The organism is Treponema phagedenis (assembly GCF_008153345.1).
GTDB classification, from domain to species: domain Bacteria; phylum Spirochaetota; class Spirochaetia; order Treponematales; family Treponemataceae; genus Treponema; species Treponema phagedenis.
Genome location: NZ_CP042818.1, coordinates 2,856,282 through 2,881,863 on the forward strand (window position 1 = coordinate 2,856,282; position 25,582 = coordinate 2,881,863).

Genomic DNA, 25,582 nt, shown 5'->3' on the forward strand with positions numbered 1-25,582 from the left:
CTAAGCCCTTAATGCAACGCATGGGGGTGCCGGAATAACAAGTTTGCCGTTTGTGGTATGCAGCAGCAAGCTTTGAGTGGACGAACGAAAAGCCTTGCTCGAGTAAAGCAGAAAAGGCAAACTTTTATGGAGGCAGGGGGCTTGCCCCCTCCATACTTTAAAAGAGAAAAAGCGGTTTTAAGTTTTAGCGTATTCGTTTGATGATTGCCGACAGGGTTTTGTCTTTTGTGATGAGCAGCAACACGAGTCCCGCTGCGGAAAAGATGCAGAGGTTTAAGAAGAGCGGAACGCCTTGCCCGATGAGTCTGCCGTGCCCTGAAAATAATCGGTAAATTGATTCTCCGAAAAAGTACAGCGGCAAGGCGGCTATCAATGAAAAAAAGGTGATTTTAAGGATAAAGGCTGTTGAGCTTACCAGTACCGATTTTATATCGATGGTTTCTTTGCGACGTAAAAATGCAAATAGCAGGATGGTGTTTGCAATGCTTGCCAAGGTGAGCGCAAGGGCAATACCGCCGCCTCGCATCGGTAGTACAAGGGTCAGTGCAAGGAGGATGTTTACCGCAAATGACGCAATCCCTGCGATGGTCGGGGATTTCGGATCGTTTTGTGCGTAGAAAGCGGGGGCGATAATTCTGTTTAATGCAATCGCGAAAAGGCCGACAATATGCCAGCGAAAGGCATCAAGGGTTAAGCGCACCGATTCATCGGTAAAGGTTCTGTTTTTATAAATGAGGGTGATAACATGCTCGCCCGAAAGCAGGGAAAAAACGGTTGCGGGGATGGTGATAAGTGCGATGATTTTTGTTGCCTGTATCAGAAGGTTTTGAAAAGCCGCCCAGTTTTTTTTCATTGCGTAGCTTGTCATGTCAGGCAAAATTACGGTTCCGATCGAAACGGCAAATACGCCCAGCAAAAGCTCTTGCAAACGCAGCGAGTATTGCAAGCTTGAAGCAATGCCGGTGCCCGCAGCGGTGGCAAGCGCGGTTGAGATAACATCATTTACCTGATATGCCGCCATGCCGATGATGGTCGGCCCGATCAGGCGCAGCACTTGTCGGGTGCCGGGGTTTTGAAGCGTGCGCGTGAGCGATATAAGGCGAAAGCGAAAACCTTGCCGCAGCACAAAGGGGAGCTGAAATCCCGCCTGCACAAATCCGCCGATAATTACGCCGATTGCCATTGCGAGGGCGGCGTTCTGCAAGGGTTTTGCAAATGCATAGGTTGCGCCGATGATAATCAGGTTAAAGAGTATCGGTGTAAAGCCAGCCGGTGCGAAGATTTTTACGCTGTTTAATATTCCTTGAAAAAAGGCTGCAAGGGAGATGAGCAGCAAGTACGGGAACATAATGCGGGTGAGCAAAACGGTCAGTGAAAAGTCGCTTTTAAAAAAGCCGCTGATGATCGGCGCAAAAAGGATTCCTACGATAACTACGCAGGAAGTGGCGAAGCTTATCAAGGTAAACGTGGCTGAAAGGAATTCTTTTATATTTTCTTTTTGCTCGACAGAGTCGGGCTCTTCCAGATATTTTTTGAAGGTGGGGATAAAGGCAACCGTAATACTGTTCTCGGCAAAAAGGCGGCGCAAGAGGTTCGGAATCATAAAAGCAACGGTGAACGCATCAGCCATTGCCGTTGTGCCCATAAACGAAGATTTTGTCATCTCCCGAATTAAGCCTAAAATCCTTGAACCGAATGTAAGAATTGATAGAAATGCGCCGCTTTTAACTAACGATATTTTTTTCATAACCGGTATGATACCCCCACGTGTATTCTGTCGGAGTATAGTATTTTCACTCGGAATGTACAAGCGGCTGTTTTTACCCCGTGGCAGCCTCTGAAACAGCGGGGCTTATTTTTTGTCGATTGAGCGGGAGGCTACAATGTCGATGCCGGTGCCGAGCACGTTTTGAATAATAACATCGCCCATTGTTACCGGTGCGGAGACGGAAGTTTTATTGATTTCCGTCATAACCTCAAAGATTTTGCCTTTCGGAATGGGGGCGGCGGTTTTTACGGGCAGCATGGGGATTTTGCTGTTTGAAATGCGCACGGTGGAGCTGATGTTTCGTCTTGGGTCGGTCATTTCCTGTAAGCCGTATTCCAAGCCGCGTTTGCAGCTGTTTCCGGTTACAATATATTCGCCGTTTTTTTCGGTAACGGTTAAGCGGCACCCGATCGGGCAAGAAACGCAGATAAACTCTTTCATAATGATGACTCTCCTTTTGATGATGCCGGCAATTCCACTTCCGAGGTGATGGGTTCGGTCAGGTCTTTGATTTTTTCATATCCCAGCGAGATGGTAACCATTTCGGAGGGCACCATATGCGGCACCCGCTTTTTTATCAGCACCGTATCTCCGGAGCGGACAATAACCGACGCATTTGTATAAATGGCATCCGAGCGCATAAAAAGGGTTACGCCGTCGGGATTGTCGGTCAACACTTTCGGCGGCATCACATAGCGGATTCCTTTCAGGGGTTTGCAGGGAATAACTTTTGACGGCAAATCTTTTCCCAAGGCAAACAGGGCGGCATTTTTGCCGGCAATGCGGCTTTCTTTTGTTACAAAGTCCACAATGTCATGCACATGCAGTACATTGCCGCAGGCGAATATGCCGGGAATGTCGGTTTGCATCATGCTGTCAACAATGGGGCCGTTGGTAACCGCATTAAGCGAAACATGCGCTTTTTTTGAAAGCTCATTTTCGGGAATGAGTCCGACGGAAAGCAAAAGCGTATCGCAGGGGTAGTATTTTTGTGTTCCCTCAAGTTCGTTAAATTGAGAATCTATTTGAGAGATGGTAACTCCTTCGATGCGGTCTTTTCCGTGTACATAACTGATGTTATGGCTTAAAAAGAGCGGAATGCCGTAATCGTCCAAGCATTGGGCAATATTTCTGCTGAGTCCGCTTGAAAAGGGCATGATTTCCACTACCGCTTTTACCTTTGCACCTTCCAAAGTCATGCGCCGCGCCATAATTAAGCCGATGTCGCCTGAACCGTAAATTACCACTTCTTTGCCTACCATGTAGCCTTCAATATTCATCATGCGCTGCGCCATGCCGGCGGTGTATACTCCTGCGGGGCGGTATCCTTTTAAACTGATTGCGCCTGCCGTCCGCTCGCGGCAGCCCATTGCAAGCACCACCGCCTTTGCCTCAAGTATTTGTAAGCCGTTTTTGTTTATAACGGTAACTTTTCTGTCTTCGGAAATATCGAGCACCATGGTGTCAAGCATAACCTGAATATCAGTGTCTTCTACCTGTTCAATAAAACGCTGCGCATATTCAGGACCGGTTAATTCTTTTTTAAATTCATGTAATCCGAAGCCCGCATGAATGCACTGATTTAATATGCCGCCAAGCTCATGGTCGCGCTCTACAATTAAAACGGAGTCGGCGCCTGTTTTTACCGCTTCAAGTGCCGCACCTAATCCCGCAGGGCCTCCGCCTATTACTATTACTCCGTATGTCATTTTGCCGCCTCCTTGAGCTTTCCGATTACAATTTCAGAGCCTTGATGGTCTTTGAGAATCTTTTCCATCGGAATATGCAGCTCTCTTGAAAGGATTTCCATTACGCGCGGGGCGCAAAAGCCGCCTTGGCATCTGCCGGCTCCGGGGCGAACTCTTCGTTTTACACCGTCAAGGGTTCGTGCGCCGGCGGGTTTGTGTATTGCCTGTACAATTTCGGCTTCGGTAATGGTTTCGCATCGGCAAATAACATGTCCGTATAAGGGATTTTCTTTAATCAGTTTTGCCTGCTCTTCGGGCGGCAGCAGAGCGAATTGAGGAATGGCTTCCCGCTCCGCCTTAAAACTCTGCTTCGGCTGCAATACACAACCTTCTTGGTTTAAGAGTTCGGCAACATATTCCGCAATTGCGGGCGCCGATGTCAGCCCGGGAGATTCTATGCCGCCGGCATGGATAAAGCCTTTTGCGTTTTTTGAGGGGTAAATCATAAATTCACCGGTGTTCGGCCGGGCACGCACCCCTGAAAAAACACGGATTGTTTTGCGTAAATCAAGACTCGGCACTGATTTTTTAGAAAGCGTGTCGAGCTGCCGCAGACCGTTTGTGTCCACTGACACGTCTTCAACACTTTCAACATCAGTGGCGGTAGGGCCTACCATGATATTTTCGTGATAGGTGGGCGTCACTAATATTCCCTTTCCCATTTTGGTCGGCGCCTGAAAAATAACATAGTTTACCAGATCTTTATAACTTTTATCGAGAATGCGGTATTCGCCTTTGCGCGGGCAGATAGTGTAATCATGGTCGCCTACAAGGGCGGCGATTTTATCCGAATATAAGCCCGCCGCATTTACAATATATTTTGATTTATAGGTTTGGTCTTTTGTTTTGATACGAAAGCCGTCGGACTCTTTTTGTATATCAAGCACTTTTGAGTCGGTTTGTAAACGTACACCGTTTTCAATTGCGTTTTCCATAAACGCGCAGGTCATATTAAAGGGGCAGATAATGCCGGCGGTTCCGCAAAAAAGAGCTCCTACCGCTTCGGGCGAAATATTCGGCTCTTTTGCGCGCAGCGTTTGCGTATCCCAAATTTCCATTCCGGGAACTCCGTTTTTTATGCCGCGCTCGTACAAGTTATGAACCGCCTGCATGTCGTCATCAGAGAAGGCGACAACCAGTGAGCCGCATTGTTTAAAATGAAGGTGCAGCACGGGGGCTAACTCTCGTATTAACTGATTTCCCCGCACGTTTAATTTTGCTTTTAAGCTTCCTTCTTTTGCATCGTATCCGCCGTGCACAATGCCGCTGTTCACTCTCGAGGTTTCCGCACCGACTTCGGGATTTTTTTCCAGCAATACCGTCTCTAATTGATATTTGGAAAGTTCCCGCGCAATGCAGGCACCGACAACGCCTCCGCCAATAATAACTACATCAAGCATACTCACTCTTTAAGCCCTCGCTCTTTAAAATATACATACCGCTCCGCTGTATTCGCAACCTTTAAACGATTTCGTAAGCGCCTCCCTCATAACAAGTTTTTATGAGGGAAGCGCTTGCGTGTTTTGTTAATCTTTTTCCCAGTCCATTGCGCGTTTTACCGCTTTTTGCCAGCCTGCGTATTTTTCGTTGCGCAGTTGCTCCGTCATTGTGCCGGTGAATACCCTGTCAACCGCCCAGTTGTTGACAACATCCGCCTGGTCTTTCCAGAATCCTACGGCAATTCCCGCAAGATAAGCGGCACCGAGGGCTGTTGTTTCAAGTACTTTCGGTCTGTGAACCGGAACATTGAGAATATCGGATTGGAACTGCATTAAGAAATTATTTGCAGCGGCTCCTCCGTCAACCTTTAACTCTTTTAATTTGATGTTTGCATCTTTTTCCATTGCGGAAAGCACATCCTTTGTTTGATATGCAATAGATTCAAGGGTTGCCCGCACAATATGTTCCCGTTTTGCCCCTCTGCTTAAGCCTACAATAACGCCGCGCGCGTACATGTCCCAATAGGGCGCACCCAGTCCGGTAAAGGCCGGAACAACGTATACGCCGGCGGTGTCTTCAACAAGACCGGCATAGTACTCGGTTTCCGCTGCATTGTAAATAAGTTTTAGCTGGTCGCGCAGCCATTGCACCGATGCGCCCGCCACAAAGATACTTCCTTCAAGCGCGTATTCAACCTTATTTCCGACACCCCAGGCAATCGTAGTTAAAAGCCCGTTTTTTGATTCAATCGGTTTTTCCCCGGTATTCATAAGCATAAAGCATCCGGTGCCGTAGGTGTTTTTTGCCATTCCTTGCTCAAAACAGGTTTGCCCGAATAAGGCTGCCTGCTGGTCGCCCGCAGCTCCGGCAATCGGAATAGCGGCGCCGCCAAAGGTGCGCTCATCGGTTTTGCCATATACGCAGGAAGAGGGTTTTACCTCGGGAAGCATGGATTTCGGAATCCCGAGTTCTTGTAAAATCTCATCATCCCATTGCAGTGTGTGAATATTAAACAGCATGGTTCTTGAAGCGTTGCTGTAATCGGTTACATGCACCTTGCCGCGTGTTAAATTCCAAATCAGCCAAGTGTCAATATTACCGAAAATTAGGTCGCCTTTTTCAGCTTTTTCGCGCGCTCCTTCCACATTGTCCAATATCCATTTTACCTTAGTGCCTGAAAAATACGCATCGATGATGAGTCCGGTCTTTTCGCGTATTTTGCTTTCCCAGCCTTTTGCTTTTAGCTTGTCGCAAATATCGGCGGTTCTTCTGCACTGCCAGACGATCGCATTGTAAATCGGTCTTCCGGTAGTGCGATCCCAGACAACGGTTGTTTCGCGCTGGTTTGTAATACCGATTGCGGCAACCTCATCGGGGCGAATAGCCTCTCTTTCAAGTGCTTCGCGGGCAACACCGCTTTGACTTCCCCAAATTTCCATCGCATCGTGTTCAACCCATCCTGAATGCGGGAATATTTGTGTAAACTCCTGTTGAGCGGTGGAAATAATTGTTCCTTGTTTATCAAACACAATTGCGCGGGAACTGGTTGTTCCCTGATCAAGTGCTAAAATATATTTTTTCATAAGAGCCTCCTAAATTAATTAAAACAACGCCGTATAAGCAAGCGCGCCTAAAACACCGCCGATTATCGGCCCTACAACGGGTATCCACGAATAGCTCCAATCACTGTCGCCTTTTCCGCTGATGGGAAGAACCGCATGGGCAATTCTCGGTGCAAGGTCGCGTGCGGGGTTAATCGCATAGCCGGTAGGCCCGCCCAATGACATACCGATTGCAACAATCAATGCCGCAACCGCTATCGGGCCAAAACCTTCCGCCCAGGAATTCCCTCCGATAAAAAGAATACCGAACAAAAGCATAAAGGTGCCGATGATTTCTGTTATGAGGTTTGCAACTGGATTCCGTATTGCGGGAGCGGTACAGAAAACAGCCAATTTTGTCGCCTTATCTTCGGTTGCCTCCCAATGGGGTAGATATGCAAGCCATACAATAACCGCGCCGATAAAGCCGCCGATCATTTGCCCCGCAATATACGGAAGCACTTCAGACCAGGGTAAATTGCCTATTGCCGCCATACCGAGCGTTACCGCAGGATTTAAATGAGCACCGGTAAATCTTCCTACCGCATAGATTCCCATCAATACGGCTAGCCCCCACGCAATAGTGATGACAACCCAGCCCGCATTTTCCGCTTTTGATTTTTTTAATACAACGCCGGCAACAACCCCGTCACCGAAGATAATCAGTACGGCGGTTCCGATAAGTTCCGCTAAAAAATTTGTCATATAAGCCTCCTTCCGGCGATTTCAATAGCACAGGTTCTCGAGAAATTCCTGAGCCGATGAATAACAACCGGCTCTTCCTTTTCTTTATGCAGAGAAACGGAAGTTTAGTTGAAAATAGTTATAAGCGCATTTTTCGCTTATAAATAGTTTCGCTCAAAGCATGCTTGTATGATAAGTATACCATAAGAACCGCCGGAAAGCAATATTTTTTTTATAGTTATAAGACTATTATCAAACGAAACAGATTTACGCATGAAAATTTTTATATCTTTATTGTGTGTACGGCATCAACAAGCAGCTTGCGGATTGACGCATTTCCATGGTAACCGCCATGGGCCTCAAACGATGTTTTAAAAGCACAACTGCTTTTTTAAAACTCGTGAGTTAGTTTTTGCCATGGAGGGCAAAACTCAGAACGGGCACGGATGCCCGTGGTTCCACGCAGAAGCGACGTTTTAAAGCAGGACTGTTACAAAGCTTTAACACGTCGCGGGTTAATTTTTGCCTATGGTAAGTTTACTCACCCTTGCTCCATTCCAAACAATGTTTTGCCTGATACTCCAGCGTAAGTAGGCAAAACTCAGAACCGTCACGGACGGCGGTGGTTCCACGCAGAAACGATGTTTTAAAAGCACAAACTTTTTCCAAGTGCTTTTAAAACTCGTGGTTTAGTTTTTGACAAGGACGTCAAAATCAGAACGGGCACGGACGCCCGTGGTTCCACGCAGCAGCGACGTTTTAAAGCAAGACTATTTGCAAAGCTTTAAAACTCGCAGGTTTCATTTTGCCACGGATGGCAAAATGAAACCGTTGTGTCGAACTCTTTTTTATAATAGGGAGTTTTTAAAATTCGCGGGTTTGATTTTGACACGGCCGGCGTTTTTGTTATTGCGCTTTTGTTTTGATTTTTTCTTGCGCCAGCCGCAACGGTATCTTTTCTTCTGCGCGCGTAGGAAGATGCTTCAGCGTAATTTGCTGGTCTTCGATTGAGCCCGCAGATGTTTCGGGAAAGATACCCCACGGGATATGCTTTTTTTCGGCATAGGTGTACTGTTGCGCCATTTTTTTTGGATCGGGGAAAACCTCGCACGGGATTCCGTGCTCGGTGAGGTACGCCGCTATTTGCTGGTTCCGCGCAATGTCCGCATCGCCGGTGCAAAATACCAGCGCAGAGATAAAGCCTTCATCTTTGTTGATTTTGCCAAGTTGCTCCAGCCCCGCAAGAAGCCTGTCCAAACCGATGGAAGCGCCGGTGCCGCTGATGTTCTCTTTCATGTACAAGCCGGTTAAATTGTCGTATCTTCCGCCCGAGCAAACCGAGCCGATTTCCGGCAATTCGGTTAAGAAGGTTTCAAATACCACACCGGTATAATAATCAAGTCCGCGTGTAATTGACGGGTCTAATACATAAAACTCATTGATGCCGAGTGCTGAAATCAGCCGATAAATTTCACGCATGTGTTCGGTGTCCGCAGCGGGACCTCCAGCAAGTTCTTCAATATAGGCAAGCGTTTGCTCAAAAAGCTCGGGCTTTACGGCAGGAACACCGCCTTTAATATAGCTTAAAATCTTTTGTGCGGAAGCTTCATCGGATAAGGCGGTCAGCTCTTCCAGAACCTGCGCTTCGCCCACCTTTGCCAGTTTATCGACAATACGCAAAACATCCGCACTTTTTTCAGTCAGCTGCAGCCGCGTTAAAAATCGATTAAAGATTGCCCGATGAGACACGTGAATGAGGATTTTATCTACGCCAATAGCTTTTAAAGACTGCCGCATAAGTTTGAGTATTTCAAAATCCGTGCAAGCGGCATCGGAGCCTACAATGTCAAAATCGCATTGCACAAATTCCCGAAACCGTCCCGCCTGCGGCTTTTCTCCGCGCCACACTTTTGCGATATGGTAACGCTTAAACGGAAAATACAACTGCGAATAATGCTCGGCAACAAACCGCGCAAAAGGCACAGTCAAATCAAATCGCAGCGCAACATCTCTGCCGCCGTTATCGGTAAACCGAAAAACCTGCTTTTCCGTTTCGCCGCCGCTTTTTCGCAGCAGCACATCGGAGTACTCAAGTGCCGGCGTATCAATCGGCACAAATCCCGCCTCCCTGAAAACCTCAGTAAGTTTTTCTATTAAAAGGGCGCGCCTAATCTCCGCCTCCGGCAGAAAATCTCTAAAACCTTTTAGTATTCTTGCAGAAATTAAATCACTCATAATTAGGCAGTATACAGATTTTATTTCTTTTACGCAAGGTATAAACAACTTTTGCAAAAACCGATTCAAAAACAAAACTCGTTATTTGAACTTTTCGATAATCGATGTTGTCTATCATTACAGGAACAACTATCACGTTTTTCTGATAACCTGACCGGTTTTTAAAACATTTAATACAAATTATAAAAAAGAGTCTGACACAACGGTTTGGAACCACGGGCGTCCGTGCCCGTTCTGATGTTGACAATGGTGAGTAGTTTACCATAGGAATGCTTAAATCCGGTTTTAACGTCCGTGCCTGTTCTGAGTTTTTGACGTCTTTGTCAAAATGGAATCCATGAGTTTGAAAACTCCGAGTATAGCTGTGGTAGTTTTCAAACTCATTTTATGTGGAGCTTCCGCACGGAAGGGATATGTCCAATACAAACTATTCGGCTTGGAGTTTTTTATTTACGAGGTCCGTTGCCTGTTGCGGGTTTGCTTTGCCTTTTGATTTTTTCATAACCTGCCCCATGAGCCAGCCTGCAACGTTTGTTTTTCCGTTTTTCCAATCTTTGATTGCTTGCGGGTTTTCAGTAAAAACCTGCGAAACAATGGTTTCGATAAAAGCGGAATCGCTGATTTGCTCCATGCCTTTTTCAGCAATGATGGCGTTCGGCGCTTTGCCGGTGGCAAGCATTTCCGCAAACACTTCCTTCGCCTGCTTGCCGGTAATTTTTTGCCCGTCAATCGCGTTTACTAATTCGGCAAGCATCGGCGGCGTAAAGGGAAGTTCTTTCAACGAAATATTTTTTTCGTTCAACACCGCAAGCACTTCCGCTAAAATCCAGTTCGCTGTTTTTTTCGGATCATGGGCGGATTTCACCGCCTGTTCAAACCAGTCGGCAAGCTCTTTTTCCGCAGTCAAAGTTTGCACATCAAAGGCAGAAAGGTTATATTCTTTTTGGAAACGCTCGCGCTTTGCCGCAGGAAGTTCCCCGACAGACTCTATCGTCGATTGAATATAGCCCTTGCTAAGCCGCAGCGGTTTAACATCGGGCTCCCGCATAAAGCGGTAATCAATCATCGAGTTTTTGGTTCTTTGAATAACCGTTTTTCCGTTCGGCTCGTCCCAACCCATTGTGCGTTTAAAGCCGTCGGAGTATAGCTGACGGTCTGTTTGGAATTCTTCAAGCTGGCGTTTAACTTCGTATGCGCACGCATCGCGAACCGCCCTGAATGAGTTCATATTTTTTATTTCGGAAATCGGCGTGCGGTATTCTTTGCCGTTTTCGATAATTTTTAAGTTAATATTTGCATCGCAGCGCATCGCCCCTTCTTCAAGGTTGCCGTCGGTAACGCCGATGAATTTCAAAATCTCCCGCACTGTTTGCATGTACTGAGCAGCTTCCTCAGGGCTTTTCATATCGGGTTTTGAGACAATCTCGATTAACGGAACGCCGCAGCGGTTATAATCAATATAGCTGTGCGCACCCTCAATATGCAAACTCTTACCGACATCCTCTTCCAAATGAATACGCTCAACGCGTATGTTCCGAGTAACAGGTTTTCCCTCGGCATCCTGTTCGGTAATTTCCACTACTCCGTTTTCGCAGAGCGGAATATCATACTGAGTAATTTGATAGCCCTTTACGAGGTCGGGATAAAAATAATGCTTGCGGTCAAATTTGCTTTCAGCGTTAATAGTACACCCAAGGGCGGCGCCCGCTTTAATGCCGAGCCGCACATATTCTTCGCTGATAACCGGCAATGCCCCCGGCAACCCGAGACAGACCGGGCACACGCGGGTATTCGGCATGCCGCCATATCTATTTTCGCACGAGCAAAACGCCTTTGTTTTGGTTAATAATTGACAATGTATTTCGCAGCCGATAATAACTTCGTACTCTAATCCGTTTTCTGTTTTATTCATTTGTGCTCAATCTCCCATGTTTTTGCCAACCGAAGAATGTTTTTTTCGTCAAAATGTTTTCCGACTATCTGCATTCCGATCGGCAAGCCGTTTTCGGTCATTCCGGAAGGAACCGATACAGAGGGAACCCGCGCAAGGTTTACAAAGGTAGTAAATAAATCGGAAAGATACATTGTTACGGGGTCATTTATTTTTTCGCCTAATTTGAATGCGGGTGTCGGCGCAGTCGGACTGCAAATAAAATCATAGTGCCGCAGAGTCTCGGAGGTTTCCCGCTCAATTCGGGCGCGGACATGTAAACTTTTTTCGTAACAATCTCCCGAAAAATGATGAGACAGCACATAGTTTCCGGTAATAATCCGCCGTTTTACCTCGGGGCCGAAACCGTCGGAACGGGTGGCAATGTATAATTCATCATACCCTTTTCCCGGGTCTTCACGCAGTCCATAACGGATACCGTCAAAGCGCATCAGATTGCTTGCAGCTTCAGAAACGGCAATCACATAATAAACCGGCACCGCCGCATCCAACACAGGCAAGTCTATTTCCTGCGTTTGAACTCCGCTCATGCGGAGCCAATCAAAAAAATCCACCATTGCCTTTGAAACATCGGCGGCAAGCGCCTTTTGGTGAATAAATTCTTTGGGCAAGGCAACCTTGATATTTTTCAATTCTTCTTTTGAAAACGGCTGTATGGAGCTTAAACCGGCAAAATCAATATCGGCGCTTGTTTCATCGCGCGCATCCTTGCCCACCATAACGGAAAGCGCAAGAGCGATATCGTCGGCGCTTTTTGCAAAAAGCCCTACCTGATCAAGCGAGGAACCAAAGGCGACAACGCCGTATCTGCTTAAAGTGCCGTAGGTTGGCTTTAAGCCATACAATCCGCAGTACGAGGCGGGCAAACGCACCGAGCCGCCCGTTTCGGTACCAAGCGAAAGAGGCGCCTGACTGCCGGCAACAACCGCTGCGGAACCGCCCGAACTTCCGCCCGTGGTGCGGCTCCTGTCAATCGGATTTCGTGACGGGCCGTATATCGAGTATTCCGTCGAAGACCCCATTGCAAACTCATCCATATTGGTGCGCCCGATCGGTATTGCACCCGCTGCGAGCAGCCGCTCAATAACAGTTGCGTTAAAAGGCGCCGTATATCCTTGCAAAATCTTGCTGCAACAGGTACACGCCTCGCCCTTAATCGAAATATTATCTTTTACCGCAAAAGGCAGCCCCAAAAGCGGCTTATCCGCCGCACCGCCGGAACCTCGCTCCTCATCGGCCTTTTTCGCCTTCTCCTCCGCATCGGAGAAAAACTCTATAAACCCGTTTAAGGGAAGATCGTTTTTTGCATCATCCTCATACGCTTTTTTAAAAGCCTGCACTATTTCCAAAGAGCTTAACTCCCGCGAATCGAGTTTTTGTTTAAGCTCGCTAAAATTCAAATTACAAATATCCATACGTAACCCCTAAGCCCCGCTTCCCAAAACTTTCGGCACACGGAAATAGCCGTCCATATATTCGGGAGTCATTTTCTTTAATCCGCTTTGATCAATGCCCTGTTTTATAACATCCGAGCGAAGCTGTGTTTCCGTTTGCACATTCTCATCGCAAAGTTTTTGGTCGGGCTCATCATATTTTGATAAAACATCAAAATACTGCACAATTTGTTCAACTTGTCGAGCGGTTTCTTCGCGGTTTGCATCATCTGCTGAAAGGCGGGATAAATACAAAAGATTATCAAAGATTTCAGGTGTAATTTTATGTTTTTCCATTTTGAAAAATCCTTACAAAAAACTGAGGATCGCACAAAATACTATATCTTTTGCGCGTGTTTTACTATACCAAAAAAAGGTATTTTATGGAAGATGATTATTTTAGGAATCACGGCGTCCGCCGCAAATGAAAAACAGCGGCATCCTAATACCGTCAGAAAACAACCCCGACTCTTTCAAATAAAACGAGTCCGACCCAACGATTTAGTTTAAAATCTTCTATTGTATCGGTGTAATAATGCAACATTATTTTGATATCATCAATAATAAAAAGAGTCCGACACAACGGTTTGGTTTTGACGTCCTTGTCAAAACCAAACCTATGAGTTTGAAAACTCCTGTTTATATAGCTGTGGTAGTTTTCAAACTCAATTCTGCTTGGAACCACGGGCGTCCGTGCCCGTTCTGAGTTTTGCCGTCCGTGGCAAAATTATACCTTGCAAATTTAAAAACTCCGAGTATGCTGCGGTAGTTTTCAAATATCGTTTGAAATCAGTACTCAAAAGTCAGGTTCAATGGGCACAGCCCTTTATTCATGTGTAAGGCTTGCGAATAACTATTGCCTGCTTCTTCAAAAGAGTATAGAATACTGTATAATATCGATGGGAGGTAAATATGAGATTCAAAAACAAAGTAGTTGTTGTTACTGGAGCAAGTTCCAGTATGGGAAGAAAGATTGCGCTTGATTTTGCAAAAGAAGGAGCCCTTGTCGTAGTTGTTGCACGAAGAGCCGAGCGGCTTGAAGAATTAAAAAACGAAGCCAAGGGACTTGAAGGAAAAATCCTTCCGTATCCGGGCGATATCAGTAAAGATGAAGTCATTGAAGGTATGATTGATTTTGCCGTTAAAGAAGGCGGAAAAATTGATGTGCTTGTAAATAATGCCGGAATTATGGATGAGTTCAAACCTGTTGCAGAAATCACTCGTGAGCTTTACGAAAAGATTCTGAATGTTAATCTTTACGGACCGCTTATGGCAACAAAAAAAGCTGTGTCTGAAATGCTTAAACAAGCAGACGGAGGAAACATCGTAAACATTGCCTCAATCGGCGGAACAAACGGTGCCAGAGCCGGTGCGATTTATACCGCATCTAAACATGCAATAGTGGGTATTACAAAAAACACGGCATACATGTATACACATAAAAAAATCAGATGCAATGTCATTTGTCCCGGCGGCGTCGACACCGAAGTAATGGACAGCCAAAAGAATTTAAGTCAGTTCGGACTTGAAAGAGTTATGGCGGGCTTAGACTCCACGATAACACCCGGGAAGGTAGAAGATATTTCCGCCGCCGCTTTATTCTTGGCGAGCGATGAATCAAAGTTTACAAACGGAGCAGTTCTGGTTGTTGACGGAGGCGTTTCCGCAAATTAATTTTTACTAACGGTTCGTGAACACCGGTTTGGTTTTGACGTCCTTGTCAAAACCAAACCTGCGAGTTTTAAAGCTTTGCAAATAGTTTTGCTTTAAAACGTCGCTTCTGCATGGAACCACGGGCGTCCGTGACGGTTCTGAGTTTTTGACGTCCATGTCAAAACCAAACCTGCGAGTTTTAAAGCTTTACAAATTACTTTGCTTTAAAACATCGTTTCTGCGTGGAACCACCGCCACGCCCTGATTTTTAGTATTCTTGATTAAATCAGTGCTGCGAGTTTAAAAGCTTCTATTATAAAAGAGTCCGACACGGCGCAACGGCAGGCAATTTACCATCGGAATGTTGAATCCGCAAGTCATTATTGTCGTTTCCTCGATTAACATAGCAGCTCGTTAATTACAGAATCTTGTACCGGTTATACGCACAGCAGAAAATCTATACGGACTCGCTTCTATTCAACATATTTTTTTTTCTATATAATGGCTTTGAAAAATTTTTATCGGAGTGGTTATGATAGAGATTACCAACATTTCAAAGACATACGGAAATTCAAAAGTTAAGGCAGTCGATACTATTTCAGTACAGGTACGCAGCGGCGAGATTTTCGGATTTCTCGGGCCGAACGGTTCGGGAAAAACAACAACGATTAAAATGATAACCGGAGTGCTCAATCCCGATTCGGGACAAATACTTGTTGACGGCATTGATATTGCCGAAAATCCCATGGAAGCAAAAAAAAGAATAGGCTATGTAAGCGATAATCCCGAACTTTTTTCTCAGCTGAAGGCGGTGGAATATCTTAATTTTGTCGGCGATGTATACGGTGTGCCAACAGATCTGCGGCAAGAACGAGTGGAACGCTATGCGAGCCTTTTTGAAATAAACGAAGTTTTAAACAGCAGCATCGGGAGTTTTTCTCACGGGATGAAACAAAAACTTTTGATTACTGCAAGCCTCTTACCCGATCCGGCGGTTTGGATTCTTGATGAGCCGATGGTCGGCTTGGATCCAAAATCCGCATTTCAATTAAAAGAGATTATGAGAGAGATGGCAAATGCGGGCAAGTCGGTGTTCTTTTCCACGCATGTGATGGAAGTTGCGGAAAAACTTTGTGACAGACTTTCGATAATCAGCGCAGGAAAAATAATGTTTGAAGGAACGCTGCAAGAATTGCGGGAGACGCGCGGGGAAAACAGTTCTTTGGAAAAATTATTTTTGGAATTGGTTGATACGGATCGACTTTCCTCATTCGGAAATTCGGATTCAGCATTTGATAATGAAAACCCCGAAAATGATCCTAAAAAAGACAAGTAAAAGAGCGGCGATATGAAAGTATTTTTTAGATTAGTTAAAATATATTTAGCCTCAACATTTAATTTTAAAAATTTAAAAGAGCAGATAAAAAAGAAAAAGAAAGGACAACCGGGCGAAAAAACGTCCAAGCTAAAAGCATTCGGTATGATAATTCTTTTTGCATTATTGCTTGTAGCGCTCTTGTTTTTTTTCGGAGGAGCGGCTTACAGCTTATACACGACGGCAAAAGCGCTTCACAATATGAATCTTTTGTTTGAAATTTCAGCGGCGATTATTTCCGTTTTTACACTTTTAATCGGATTTATGCTTACCACTTCCACGTATTATATCGGCGATATTGAAGAGCTTTTTTTGTCGATGCCGATTAAACCGCGGGCTCTTTTCGGTGCAAAGTTTGCCGCAAATTCTGTAAACGGAATCCTTACCTCCGTTTCTTTTTTTGCGGTTCTTTCGATAATTTACGGGATATTCGAAAAGCCTCCATTTTTATTTTATGTTTATGCGCTTGTTTGCGCACTTGCCATACCGCTTCCGATGATTGCGCTTTGTTATTTTTTTAATATTCTAATCATGCGGTTTACCAATTTTTTAAAAAACAAAAACCTCATTTTGACCGTCAACGGAATTATAGGTATGGGGTTTGCAATAGGATTTAATTATATTCTGCAATCCGCAAAGGGAACTCCCGATGAAATTTTACAAACGCTTGCTTCGGGAACAGCGGCACTGCAAGATTTCGGCGCATATTATCCGCTGGTAAAATTTGTAGGAGTTGCTTTAACACAGCCTGTTTCTCTTTTCGGCTTTTTTTCGTTGTTTGGATTGCTGCTTGCCTCGATGGTGCTGCCCGTCTGTGTTATATTTTTTATGTCAAACATGTACGCAAAAAGTTTAATCGGTTTTGGTGAACATAGGGTCAAAAAACTTGAAGCAAAACACGTTTCTCAATATATCAAAAAAAAGATAAAGGCAGCACCGCTCCTTTATACCTGCGTAAAAAGAGAATTTAATATGATGAACAGAACGCCGATTTATCTTTTGAACGGCCCCTTATCGATTATCTTTTTACCGATTTTACTGATAGTTATTTTCAGCGCAAAAAACAACGGGTTAAAAATGTCTTCGGAAATTATGCAATTTATCGATACGAGTTCGGTATTTGTAATTACCGGTTTAGCCGCAGGCATCTTAGGCTCAATGACTAATATTGCGGATACCGCTGTTTCGAGGGATGCAAAATTTATTCCGATTATTAAAAGCTTTCCGATTGATATAAAAATCTTTATGTACGCAAAGCTTATTCATGCAATGATTTTCGCTGTCTTTGCAACAATAATCATTGTAGGCTTTGCCGCCGTTTTTTTTAAATTAAGTATTTTATATATCATTTTTGCCTCTTTAATTTCGCTGGCTTTTTCTGCAATGCTTAATCTGGTTGGTTTGTTTTTAGATACCGCAAAACCGAAATTGCACTGGGATAATCCTGTAAGCGCAATGAAGCAAAACTTAAATGTTATGTTTGTGATGTTTTTTAATCTTATAATTATGGGAATTGCCATAGTCGTATTTTTTTTAAGCCGCAACACATATGATTGGGTACTTCTTATCTATTTTGCGGGCATTCCTGCGGCGGTTTTTTTCGTATTGCTCAAACCATACGGTATTTTTGCAGAAAACAAAATAGCTAAGATTGAGTTGTAAAAGCAAGTACACCGTTCTGTAATTAGTCCAGCACAAGAGAGCAGCTCAGTACTACCGGATTTGCATTCCTATGGTAAATTACAATGGACGGCAAAACTCAGAACAATGTAAAACGATGTTTAAAAACTACCACACTGACATAAATAGGAGTTTTTAAACTCGCAGCACTGATTTAAGCAAGAATACTAAAAATAAGGGCGTGGCGGTGGTTCCATGCAGAAACGATGTTTTAAAAGCACAAACTTTTCCCAAGTGCTTTTAAAACTCGTGGTTTAGTTTTTGACACAGACGGCAAAACTCAGTACTGCCACGGATGGCAGTGGTTCCACGCAGAATTGAGTTTGAAAACTACCACAGCGTACTCGGAGTTTTCAAACTCATAGGTTTGGTTTTGACAAGGATGTCAAAACCAAACCGTTGTGTCGAACTCCTATTTTTTTAAATTTTTTCGATGTCTTTTTAAATAAAGCGTCGATAGTAAAAATATAATTGAGATATCAAAAGAATGTTTTATACCGTATCGATAAAAGAAGTGTTTTTTCTGCGGTTTTTAATCTTAAATTTTACCGATTTTCACACTAACCGAGACTCTGCATTACAGCTGAATTCCGGCCGGTATCCTTTTCTTCTCCGGTTTGTTTCAATTTTTGCAGCTAAAAACCGATAATATTGGCAAGCAATACGATATGCGATATACTGGGGCGCAATTACAGGTACCGAATTCAAAAGCTTTCCATAGTATTGGGCTGGAAAGTCTATCGTGAGAAGTCAAAATCGCCGCAAAAACCTCATAAACAGAGTATTAAATGCGGATTTTACAAAAACATCAAAAAGATTTCTCTAACATACGCAGAAGTTTCGGAGCGCCAATGATTCTTTCTTTTTATTTTAATTATGAGTGTGGTAAGTGAAACGAAATAGTCGGCTAAAAGTAGTATTTTTCTTTTTTTCTATTTTTTCTTGTCAGAGTTCAAAAGATGCGCCTGTCCCGATAGAACAAGCCGTTGTTGTACCCAAAAATGCAAAAGAAACAATACTAAAAACCCCCGACAAGGAAGAATTCATGGAGGAGCGGGCAAATCTTAATATACTGAGAAATATTCAAATAGGCTCCCCTTATTCATTTCGGAAAGCCGTAAAACAAATTCAAGAGGACAGTTTAGGTTTAACAATAAATAATCGGCTTTACTTGCAGCTTATCACAAGGTTTATGCGTTATTTATACCCTTTTGAGCCGATTTCATGGAACACCCCCTTGTACACTGAAGAAAATGTGTTTTTAACCGCACTCAATAAAATTGAAAGCGGAGAATACCCGTATGAATTATCTGAAAATGATTTTCTTTCGTTGATCATTCCTCCTCTGCTTCTTACCGTTAAAAACATAACTATAAGCAAAACTCATTTAACCGATATTTTACACAGGATCCAGGCTGCACAAAAACTCATGCCGGAATCCGTGTTGCCGGCTTTTTTGCTCGGAAAATATTTTGAGCTGCAGGGAAGTTCTTCTAAAGCGGAAACCGCTTACCGACTGGCATGGGAAATAGCCCCCTCGTGTTACCCCGCAGGAATTCAGTATGCCCGATTTGCCGCTGCGGGAGGGAATACCGAACAGGCAAAAAGAATCGGCAATCAACTTTTACAAAGATTTCCGGACAATATCGAAATTTTTCTATTACAAGCAGAAATCTATCTTAAATTAAAAGATTTAGATTCCGCAGAACCCTATATAATTGAAGTATTAAAGCGAAGACCTGAAAATACCGCAGCTTTATTACTGCGTATTCAAATTCTTATTGAAAGAAAAGAGTATCTTAAAGCAAATGCACTACTTGACGCCTATGCGACAAAAAACAGAACGGATAAAGAGTATCTTTTGTTTCGTGCAAGGGTTGCAAAAGAGTGGATAAAAAATTTTGCTTCCGCAAAAGCCTATATTGAGCAAGCATACCAATATTACCCTGAAAATATCAGTGTTTTACTCGCTTGCGCTGAAATTTGTTTTGATACCGGAGAAACCATTACGGGCATGGATGCAAACGATTTTATTACAACTATTTTAAAAAAAGATTCAGAGAACATGTTTGCGTTAAAGCTTTTAATAAAGAACGACATTGCACTGGAAAAATGGCAGCAAGCTATTCCGAGAGCCGAGCATTTAAATGCAAAATACCCCGGTGATGAAAATAGAGAATTGTTGATACAGGTATATATCGGTGCAGGCAACACGGAGAAAGCGGTTAACCTTGCGCGACAATTATATAATGCAAGCGAAAATCCTTCCGATGCCCTTATTTCGTTATACTTGGAAACTCTTTATGCATCAAAAAATTTTCAACAAATTCGTTTCATTATTAATGGAAAACTTGATTCCGCACGCTCACCGCTAAAATCTATACTATTATATTATCAGGCAATGCTCTCAACCTCGGAAGATTCAAAACTCGGACTTTTGCGTTCAAGCTTGCTTGCAAACCCGCGCAACAAGCCTTCCCTTTTTGCTATGTATACGTGGTATTATCGAAGGCAGGATTACCGAAAGGCACAGTACTATCTTCGGCAGCTTATCGCCTTGGATCCAAGCAACCACTATTATGCAGACTTGGCAAAAAAACTTGAAACTATCATTGAGTAAGTTTTCATATCCTATATCATTTATGTAAATATCGATTCTATTTAACGATTGATACTGGATTTTTATTATAAAATAAATTAATATAATAATCATGGATGCAATGAAAATTTTGAGACCGCTTTTCGAAAAGGGAGATTTAAAACAAAGCATTGCGCTTGCTGCGGTTGAACATCAGGATTTGGAAACCGTACAACACGAAGGCTTGAATTTTATTACAGCTTCTATTTTGGCGGATGTCCCTACCATAAAAAAAATGGATTTAATAAAAAAAACAGGAGCTCTGTTTGGATCGAAGGATTACTGCGATTTATTAAATCAAAAGGTATTTACCATTCATCCCGCAAAAAGAGATATTTTAAGAGAACAAAAAGTTTTGCTCACTGATGAATCAATCAAACCTCATTATGCCTGGTATAATATTTTTGATATTGCTTTTCCGTGGCTGCCGCTTTCTATTTTTGAAGATTTTGTTGTTTATTTGCATGATGACAAAGGGCTTGTTCTTGATAAAGAAACGGTGAATCTTGTGAAAGAAAATTTTACTAATTCCAAGCGTTATTCAGAACGAGAGCTTGAAACCTGCTTTAACTCTTCCCTATTCCGCGACCCTGAGTAAAAAATTTCATGCAGAATGCTAATCTCTAAGCTGTTCTCTGTTTACAGATCCGGATAAAATATCTATACTCATTTTCTTATGAATATTCTCTTTTTCAGCACCTTGTATACTGTTTTTTTCAGTATCATATTGCAAGCTTTTCCTTTTATGCTTTTGGGAGCATTTCTTGCTTCAATATTGCATATTTTTGTCTCCGATCAATTAATCATAAAAATATTTCCGAACAAGAGCGGAATAGGCTTTTTAACCGCCTTATTCAGCGGGTTTATTTTTCCCGTTTGCGAATGTGCAACTGTTCCACTAATGACGGGGTTGATAAAGAAAAAAGTTTCAATGCCCATTGCAGTAACTTTTATGCTCGCCGCCCCGATTGCAAACCCTATTTCGATTATTGCAACCTTGTATGCATTTTCGGAAATGCCTCTTGTTGCGGTATATCGGGTTTGTTTTGGCTTGGCAACAGCCCTTATTATCGGGCTTTTCCTGCTTTTATACCCCGATAAAGATATTCAAAAAGATGAGACGGCAGAAGCCTGCGCTTGTGCATGCGGGCACGAACACGGCGAGCATTGTCATGAAGATCGGCACGCAGACTCGTTTAAAGAAAAGCTTATCGCACTTTTCCTCCATACTGGCGACGAATTTTTTAATGCGGGAAAATTTCTCATTATCGGTGCTTTTTTTACCGCCGTGATACGGGTCGCAATCCCCGAAAATATTTTTTTCTTACACGCAACATCCGGACTCTTAGGCATTTTAATACAAATGCTCTTTGCCTTCCTCTTTTCAGCTTGTTCAACATCCGATGCTTTTATCGCAAAAAGTTTTTTAGGGCGCTTTAACCTTGCCTCTGTGATGGGCTTTCTAATATACGGTCCGATGATGGACATCAAAAACCTATTTATGCTGCTTTCCATGTTTAAAAAACGTTTTGTTATAGAGCTTGCGCTCATTGTTACCGTTTTAAACATACTTGCGATTTTCGTATTCACACATATGTTTATGTAATAAAAATGCGCATAGATTAAAAGAAAATAAATGAGAGAAATAAAAATGACTAAAAAAAACTATTTTGATATACAAGAAGCCGGACAAATCCTTGTCCTTTTTATCCTTGCCATTACTTTCCTGCTTACCATATTTTCAGGATCAGTGTACGCGTATGTGCATAAAAGGCATATCCCGATGATTGTTTTTGCCGCTTGCACTTTCATGCTCATTGCGATACTTAAAATAGCCAAACTGCAAAACACAACAAATTGTTCACATAAAAAGCCTTGGTACCTCATCCTTTTCCTGCTTGCGCTCGCACCCTCTTTGCTGCCCTCAAACAAGAGTCTTTCGATTTCTTCTTTAAGTTTTAATATGGATACGGGAACATCGCTTGTACAAAATCATACGCCTATAAATCCGTTTACGGACAACGGAACCTCCGCAGCGCAGTTGACAAACGGAAAAATCATTATGAATGATATCGATTTCGGAAAGTGGCTACCCGAACTCTACTTGCGATTAGATTCTTGGACGGGAACAGAAATCGAAATAAGCGGAGCAGTTTGGCTTCATGATTCATTTACCGAAACACAATTTGCAATCGGAAGGCTGTTAATGGTCTGCTGTGCGGCGGATATGCAGCCGGTAGGTATTCTCTGTGAAAGCAAAACTCCCTTACATCTTGCCGATGATGAATGGGTGCTCGTTTCCGGTATCGTGGAAAAAAGCGCTTACGAAGAAGGCTTTGAACCGCTCATCCGCGTACATTCGGTAAAAAAAATCCCCCGTCCCGCCCAAGAGTACGTATACCCCTTTTAGGTGTTTTTAACAGCCCCAGAGCATACGCATAGAAGAGTAAAAAACATTTGAGCATTGCGGTTTGCGCTTTTACTCTTCTATGCATTGCCAAAGCGCTTTTTGATCGATTATTTTCAGCTACAACAAAACAATGCCCGTTTTTACATTACCTCAAGGAAAGGAACCGGTGAGGGGTTTACTTGGCTGCCGTTTATGCTCCGCATTACGTGGCCTTCGCCCCTTAGCCCTCGGATTTCACTTGTTGCTGCGCAGGAATTTGTTCGCTTATGCTTCGCACACAGAGCTCAGTTTCTTATGTACTGTCGATTGAGAGGAGTTTCCCTATTTCTTGCCGACAATCGACCTTTCAGTCCTTGCAAAGCTTTGCGTTTTATGTTAGTAATACTTTACGGGGGATTTTAGAAAATATAAAGCGATGAAATATTCTATACCGACAAATTTAGCAATAGTGGCATGCCCTGGCGGAGAGAGTTTTGCGGACGAAACAATTAAGCATCTAACGCATATTTATGCACGGAGGTTTCGTCAAAAGCTGGATAGGCTTTCCAAACGATATAATCAGGATAAATCCGAGCTTATAAAAAATATTAATTTTTATACCGATTTATTTTCTTCAAGCTCTTTTGCGAATAAAAATATTTCGGATTTTCGAGTTCCGAAGTTTAAGGTTGATGCCTTATTTACCTATTTTATGAATGGGGAATTCAAAACGGAGATTAATGAATGTATCAGAGGAAAGGATGTGTTTATCTTTCAAGATGTGGAAAACCATCAGGTCCTTACGGTTAATCAGGGGAAAAACAAGCAAAGGTTTTCCGTGAATGACCATCTGATGTCCTTAATTGTAACGATTGATGCGGTTCGTCATGCGGGGGCTGCGCGGATTACGCTTGTGGTGCCGGTATATCCGTATAGCAGACAGCACAAGAAAAAAGGACGGGAAGGTCTTACTGCAAGTTTGTTGGGGCAGCTGTATGAAACCCTCGGTGTCAGTCAAATTATCACACTCGATATTCATTCCAGAGAAATTGAAAATGCTTTTCATTCTGCAAGAATTGAAAACTTGCATGCAAGTTACCAAATTATTCGCGAACTTGCAAAAATAGAAAAACTTTGTGATCCCGATGAGCAGTTTGTGGTTGTGTCCCCCGACAGCGGTGCAATTGATCGAAATAAGTTTTATTCTACAGGTTTAAAAAAACCGCTTGCAATGATTTACAAAGAGCGGGATTATTCGGTTATAACACAAAATGCAAAACAGAGTAATATTATCAGCATTAATTTGCTTGGAGATGTAAAGGGGAAAACCGCTTTTATTGCCGATGATATGCTCGGCACGGGCGGCACCTTGCTAAAGGCAATGGAGTTTTTAAAAAGCAAGGGCGCAAAAAAAGTTATTGCCGCTATAAGCTTGCCTTTTTTTACCGGCGATGCTGTTAGACTTTTTGATGAAGCCTATGCAAAAGGGCATTTTTATCGCATTATCGGCACTAATGCAGTGTATCACGAAGAGCTCCTTACTAAAGAATGGTATATTAAAACCGATGTTTCGGGGCTTTTTGCACAGGTTATTGCCCGTTTGCATCATAATCAATCTTTAAGCGGCCTTTTGGATAACCGTGATATTATTGAGCGGCTTTTGCACGGAACAAATACTCCAAATCAGGATAGCAAAGGCACAAAAGAAACCACATAATGAATTCAGGAATTTTTACTGCCGATATCGGCACTTCCTCTTTAAAGGCTGCGGTGATTAATGATGAAGGGGCACTGTTACAGTATAAGCGGATTTATTTTCCGGAGCCGGTAACCGCCGAAAGTTGGTTCACAAGCTTGATCCGAGCCTTTGATGTCATGTCTCAAAAGAATACAATAGAGGCAATTTGCATTTCGGGAAACGGACCTTCTTTTGTTGCGGTTAGCAATACCAAGAAAAAAAAAGATTTTCTTTTACTTTGGAATGAAAAAGCTCCGCGAGATTTTTCTACACCGCCCTCTATTTTTTTGCCGCGTGCACTTTTTTTTAAAGAATGCTATCCGCATATTTTTCAGTCTGCGCGATATCTTCTTTCAGGGCCTGAATATCTTATTTACAAACTTACCGGAGAAGCGGTAACCGTGTTGCCTGAACAGCGGTACACGGCGGCATATTGGGATGATAAACGGCTTGCAGCTTTAGATCTTGCGCCGGAGCTTTTCCCGCCTTTTGTGATGGCGGGAACGAAGGTCGGCACGTGGAAAGGAATTCCGGTTATTTGCAGCGTCCCCGATTTTCTTGCTGCCCTCATCGGCACCGATACTTTGGAAGCGGGGAAAGCCTGCGATCGCGCGGGTTCAAGCGAAGGTTTAAATATTTGCATACAAGAACGCCCCGAAAATGCTCGCGGGTTGCGGTTTTTGCCGTCAATAATAAGTGATTTATGGAATATTTCCTACCTTATCCCCGATTCGGGAAGTAAATTTGCAACCTATTTACAAAGCACCGGATTTGGCAAAAGAAATTTTTACTCTTGTATGCAGGCAATTTCCAAACTAGAAATAAGCCTTGATAATTCGTATCCGAATACAAAAATCGGCGAAGGAAAAATGCTGGTAGAAACCATCGGATTTGAGATCAGAAAAGGCTTGGATTTACTGGAAAGCGTAAGCGGATACAAACCGGTGTACGCGGTTTCGGGCGGGCAGGCACAGGACAGGATCTGGCTGCAAATAAAGGCGGACATCACCGGCAGAAGCTTTGCCCTCCCCTTTATTCACGATTCCGAGCTTACCGGTAATGCCGCCCTTGCATACACCGCCCTCGGAAAATACCCCGACCTCGGCACGGCGGCGGCAAAGCTTTGCAAAATAAAAAGAATATATACCCCGAATCCTGAACATTACGAAACATATACGCGGAAATTTAATAAAAGCCTCGCTTTTGAGTGCTAATTCTAAACCATGCTTAAAAACCGCTTAACATTTTT

The 25,582-nt window shown here is 43.3% G+C and carries 19 protein-coding genes; 9 read left to right on the plus strand and 10 right to left on the minus strand.

The features are described from left to right. Positions 1 to 184 precede the first annotated feature (184 nt). The 10 genes from murJ to gatC form a co-directional block, all read right to left on the minus strand. Positions 185 to 1,747 carry a murein biosynthesis integral membrane protein MurJ gene (murJ, locus tag FUT79_RS12535; protein WP_024753135.1) on the minus strand — a complete coding sequence of 521 codons (1,563 nt, stop codon included), beginning with the start codon at positions 1,745 to 1,747 and terminating at the stop codon, positions 185 to 187. A 105-nt stretch (positions 1,748 to 1,852) separates the two neighbouring features. After that, positions 1,853 to 2,209, minus strand: a complete 357-nt coding sequence (locus tag FUT79_RS12540) for a DUF1667 domain-containing protein (protein WP_002698689.1) — start codon at positions 2,207 to 2,209, stop codon at positions 1,853 to 1,855. Then, on the minus strand, positions 2,206 to 3,477 hold the full coding sequence (locus tag FUT79_RS12545) for an NAD(P)/FAD-dependent oxidoreductase (protein WP_024753134.1): 1,272 nt from the start codon (positions 3,475 to 3,477) through the stop codon (positions 2,206 to 2,208). The genes FUT79_RS12540 and FUT79_RS12545 overlap by 4 nt, the downstream gene beginning before the upstream one ends. Further along, complete coding sequence (locus FUT79_RS12550; protein ID WP_024753133.1) at positions 3,474 to 4,916, minus strand: NAD(P)/FAD-dependent oxidoreductase; 1,443 nt, start codon at positions 4,914 to 4,916, stop codon at positions 3,474 to 3,476. The genes FUT79_RS12545 and FUT79_RS12550 overlap by 4 nt, the downstream gene beginning before the upstream one ends. Positions 4,917 to 5,042: 126 nt before the next feature. Further along, the gene (glpK, locus tag FUT79_RS12555; protein ID WP_024753132.1) at positions 5,043 to 6,539 is read right to left on the minus strand and encodes a glycerol kinase GlpK; all 1,497 of its coding nucleotides are present in this window, start codon (positions 6,537 to 6,539) and stop codon (positions 5,043 to 5,045) included. Positions 6,540 to 6,557: 18 nt separating this feature from the next. Next, positions 6,558 to 7,262 (minus strand): MIP/aquaporin family protein, encoded by a 705-nt coding sequence (locus FUT79_RS12560; RefSeq protein WP_148878560.1) that lies wholly within the window; start codon positions 7,260 to 7,262, stop codon positions 6,558 to 6,560. 885 nt (positions 7,263 to 8,147) lie between these two features. Beyond that, positions 8,148 to 9,476, minus strand: coding sequence for a histidine--tRNA ligase (gene hisS, locus FUT79_RS12570; protein WP_002698709.1), 1,329 nt, complete (start codon positions 9,474 to 9,476; stop codon positions 8,148 to 8,150). Positions 9,477 to 9,903: 427 nt separating this feature from the next. Beyond that, a complete protein-coding gene (gene gatB / locus FUT79_RS12575; protein ID WP_024753130.1) occupies positions 9,904 to 11,388 on the minus strand; it encodes an Asp-tRNA(Asn)/Glu-tRNA(Gln) amidotransferase subunit GatB in 1,485 nt (494 codons plus the stop codon). Then, a complete protein-coding gene (gene gatA, locus FUT79_RS12580) occupies positions 11,385 to 12,842 on the minus strand; it encodes an Asp-tRNA(Asn)/Glu-tRNA(Gln) amidotransferase subunit GatA (RefSeq protein WP_002698715.1) in 1,458 nt (485 codons plus the stop codon). The genes gatB and gatA overlap by 4 nt, the downstream gene beginning before the upstream one ends. A gap of 9 nt (positions 12,843 to 12,851) precedes the next feature. Beyond that, the gene (gatC, locus tag FUT79_RS12585) at positions 12,852 to 13,157 is read right to left on the minus strand and encodes an Asp-tRNA(Asn)/Glu-tRNA(Gln) amidotransferase subunit GatC (protein ID WP_002698716.1); all 306 of its coding nucleotides are present in this window, start codon (positions 13,155 to 13,157) and stop codon (positions 12,852 to 12,854) included. 615 nt (positions 13,158 to 13,772) lie between these two features. On the opposite strand from gatC, the gene FUT79_RS12595 reads away from it, so the two are divergent. The 9 genes from FUT79_RS12595 (at position 13,773) to FUT79_RS12635 (ending at position 25,547) form a co-directional block, all read left to right on the plus strand. Then, positions 13,773 to 14,534 carry an SDR family oxidoreductase gene (locus tag FUT79_RS12595; protein WP_148889715.1) on the plus strand — a complete coding sequence of 254 codons (762 nt, stop codon included), beginning with the start codon at positions 13,773 to 13,775 and terminating at the stop codon, positions 14,532 to 14,534. 511 nt (positions 14,535 to 15,045) lie between these two features. Next, a complete protein-coding gene (locus tag FUT79_RS12600) occupies positions 15,046 to 15,849 on the plus strand; it encodes an ABC transporter ATP-binding protein (RefSeq protein ID WP_024753128.1) in 804 nt (267 codons plus the stop codon). Positions 15,850 to 15,861: 12 nt separating this feature from the next. Then, positions 15,862 to 17,550, plus strand: a complete 1,689-nt coding sequence (locus FUT79_RS12605; RefSeq protein WP_148879615.1) for an ABC transporter permease — start codon at positions 15,862 to 15,864, stop codon at positions 17,548 to 17,550. Positions 17,551 to 18,457: 907 nt separating this feature from the next. Then, a complete protein-coding gene (locus FUT79_RS12610; RefSeq protein WP_148879614.1) occupies positions 18,458 to 20,188 on the plus strand; it encodes a tetratricopeptide repeat protein in 1,731 nt (576 codons plus the stop codon). Between the two features lie 91 nt (positions 20,189 to 20,279). Next, on the plus strand, positions 20,280 to 20,804 hold the full coding sequence (locus FUT79_RS12615) for a hypothetical protein (protein ID WP_024753126.1): 525 nt from the start codon (positions 20,280 to 20,282) through the stop codon (positions 20,802 to 20,804). A 78-nt stretch (positions 20,805 to 20,882) separates the two neighbouring features. Further along, positions 20,883 to 21,812, plus strand: a complete 930-nt coding sequence (locus FUT79_RS12620) for a permease (protein WP_002698044.1) — start codon at positions 20,883 to 20,885, stop codon at positions 21,810 to 21,812. Between the two features lie 30 nt (positions 21,813 to 21,842). After that, entirely contained in the window at positions 21,843 to 22,616 is a 774-nt protein-coding gene (locus FUT79_RS12625; protein WP_052812541.1) for a TIGR03943 family putative permease subunit, read from the plus strand. Positions 22,617 to 23,031: 415 nt separating this feature from the next. After that, positions 23,032 to 24,312, plus strand: coding sequence for a ribose-phosphate diphosphokinase (gene prs, locus FUT79_RS12630; protein ID WP_002698039.1), 1,281 nt, complete (start codon positions 23,032 to 23,034; stop codon positions 24,310 to 24,312). Continuing rightward, the gene (locus FUT79_RS12635) at positions 24,312 to 25,547 is read left to right on the plus strand and encodes an FGGY-family carbohydrate kinase (protein WP_024753123.1); all 1,236 of its coding nucleotides are present in this window, start codon (positions 24,312 to 24,314) and stop codon (positions 25,545 to 25,547) included. Before prs ends, FUT79_RS12635 begins: the two co-directional genes overlap by 1 nt. Positions 25,548 to 25,582 lie beyond the last annotated feature (35 nt).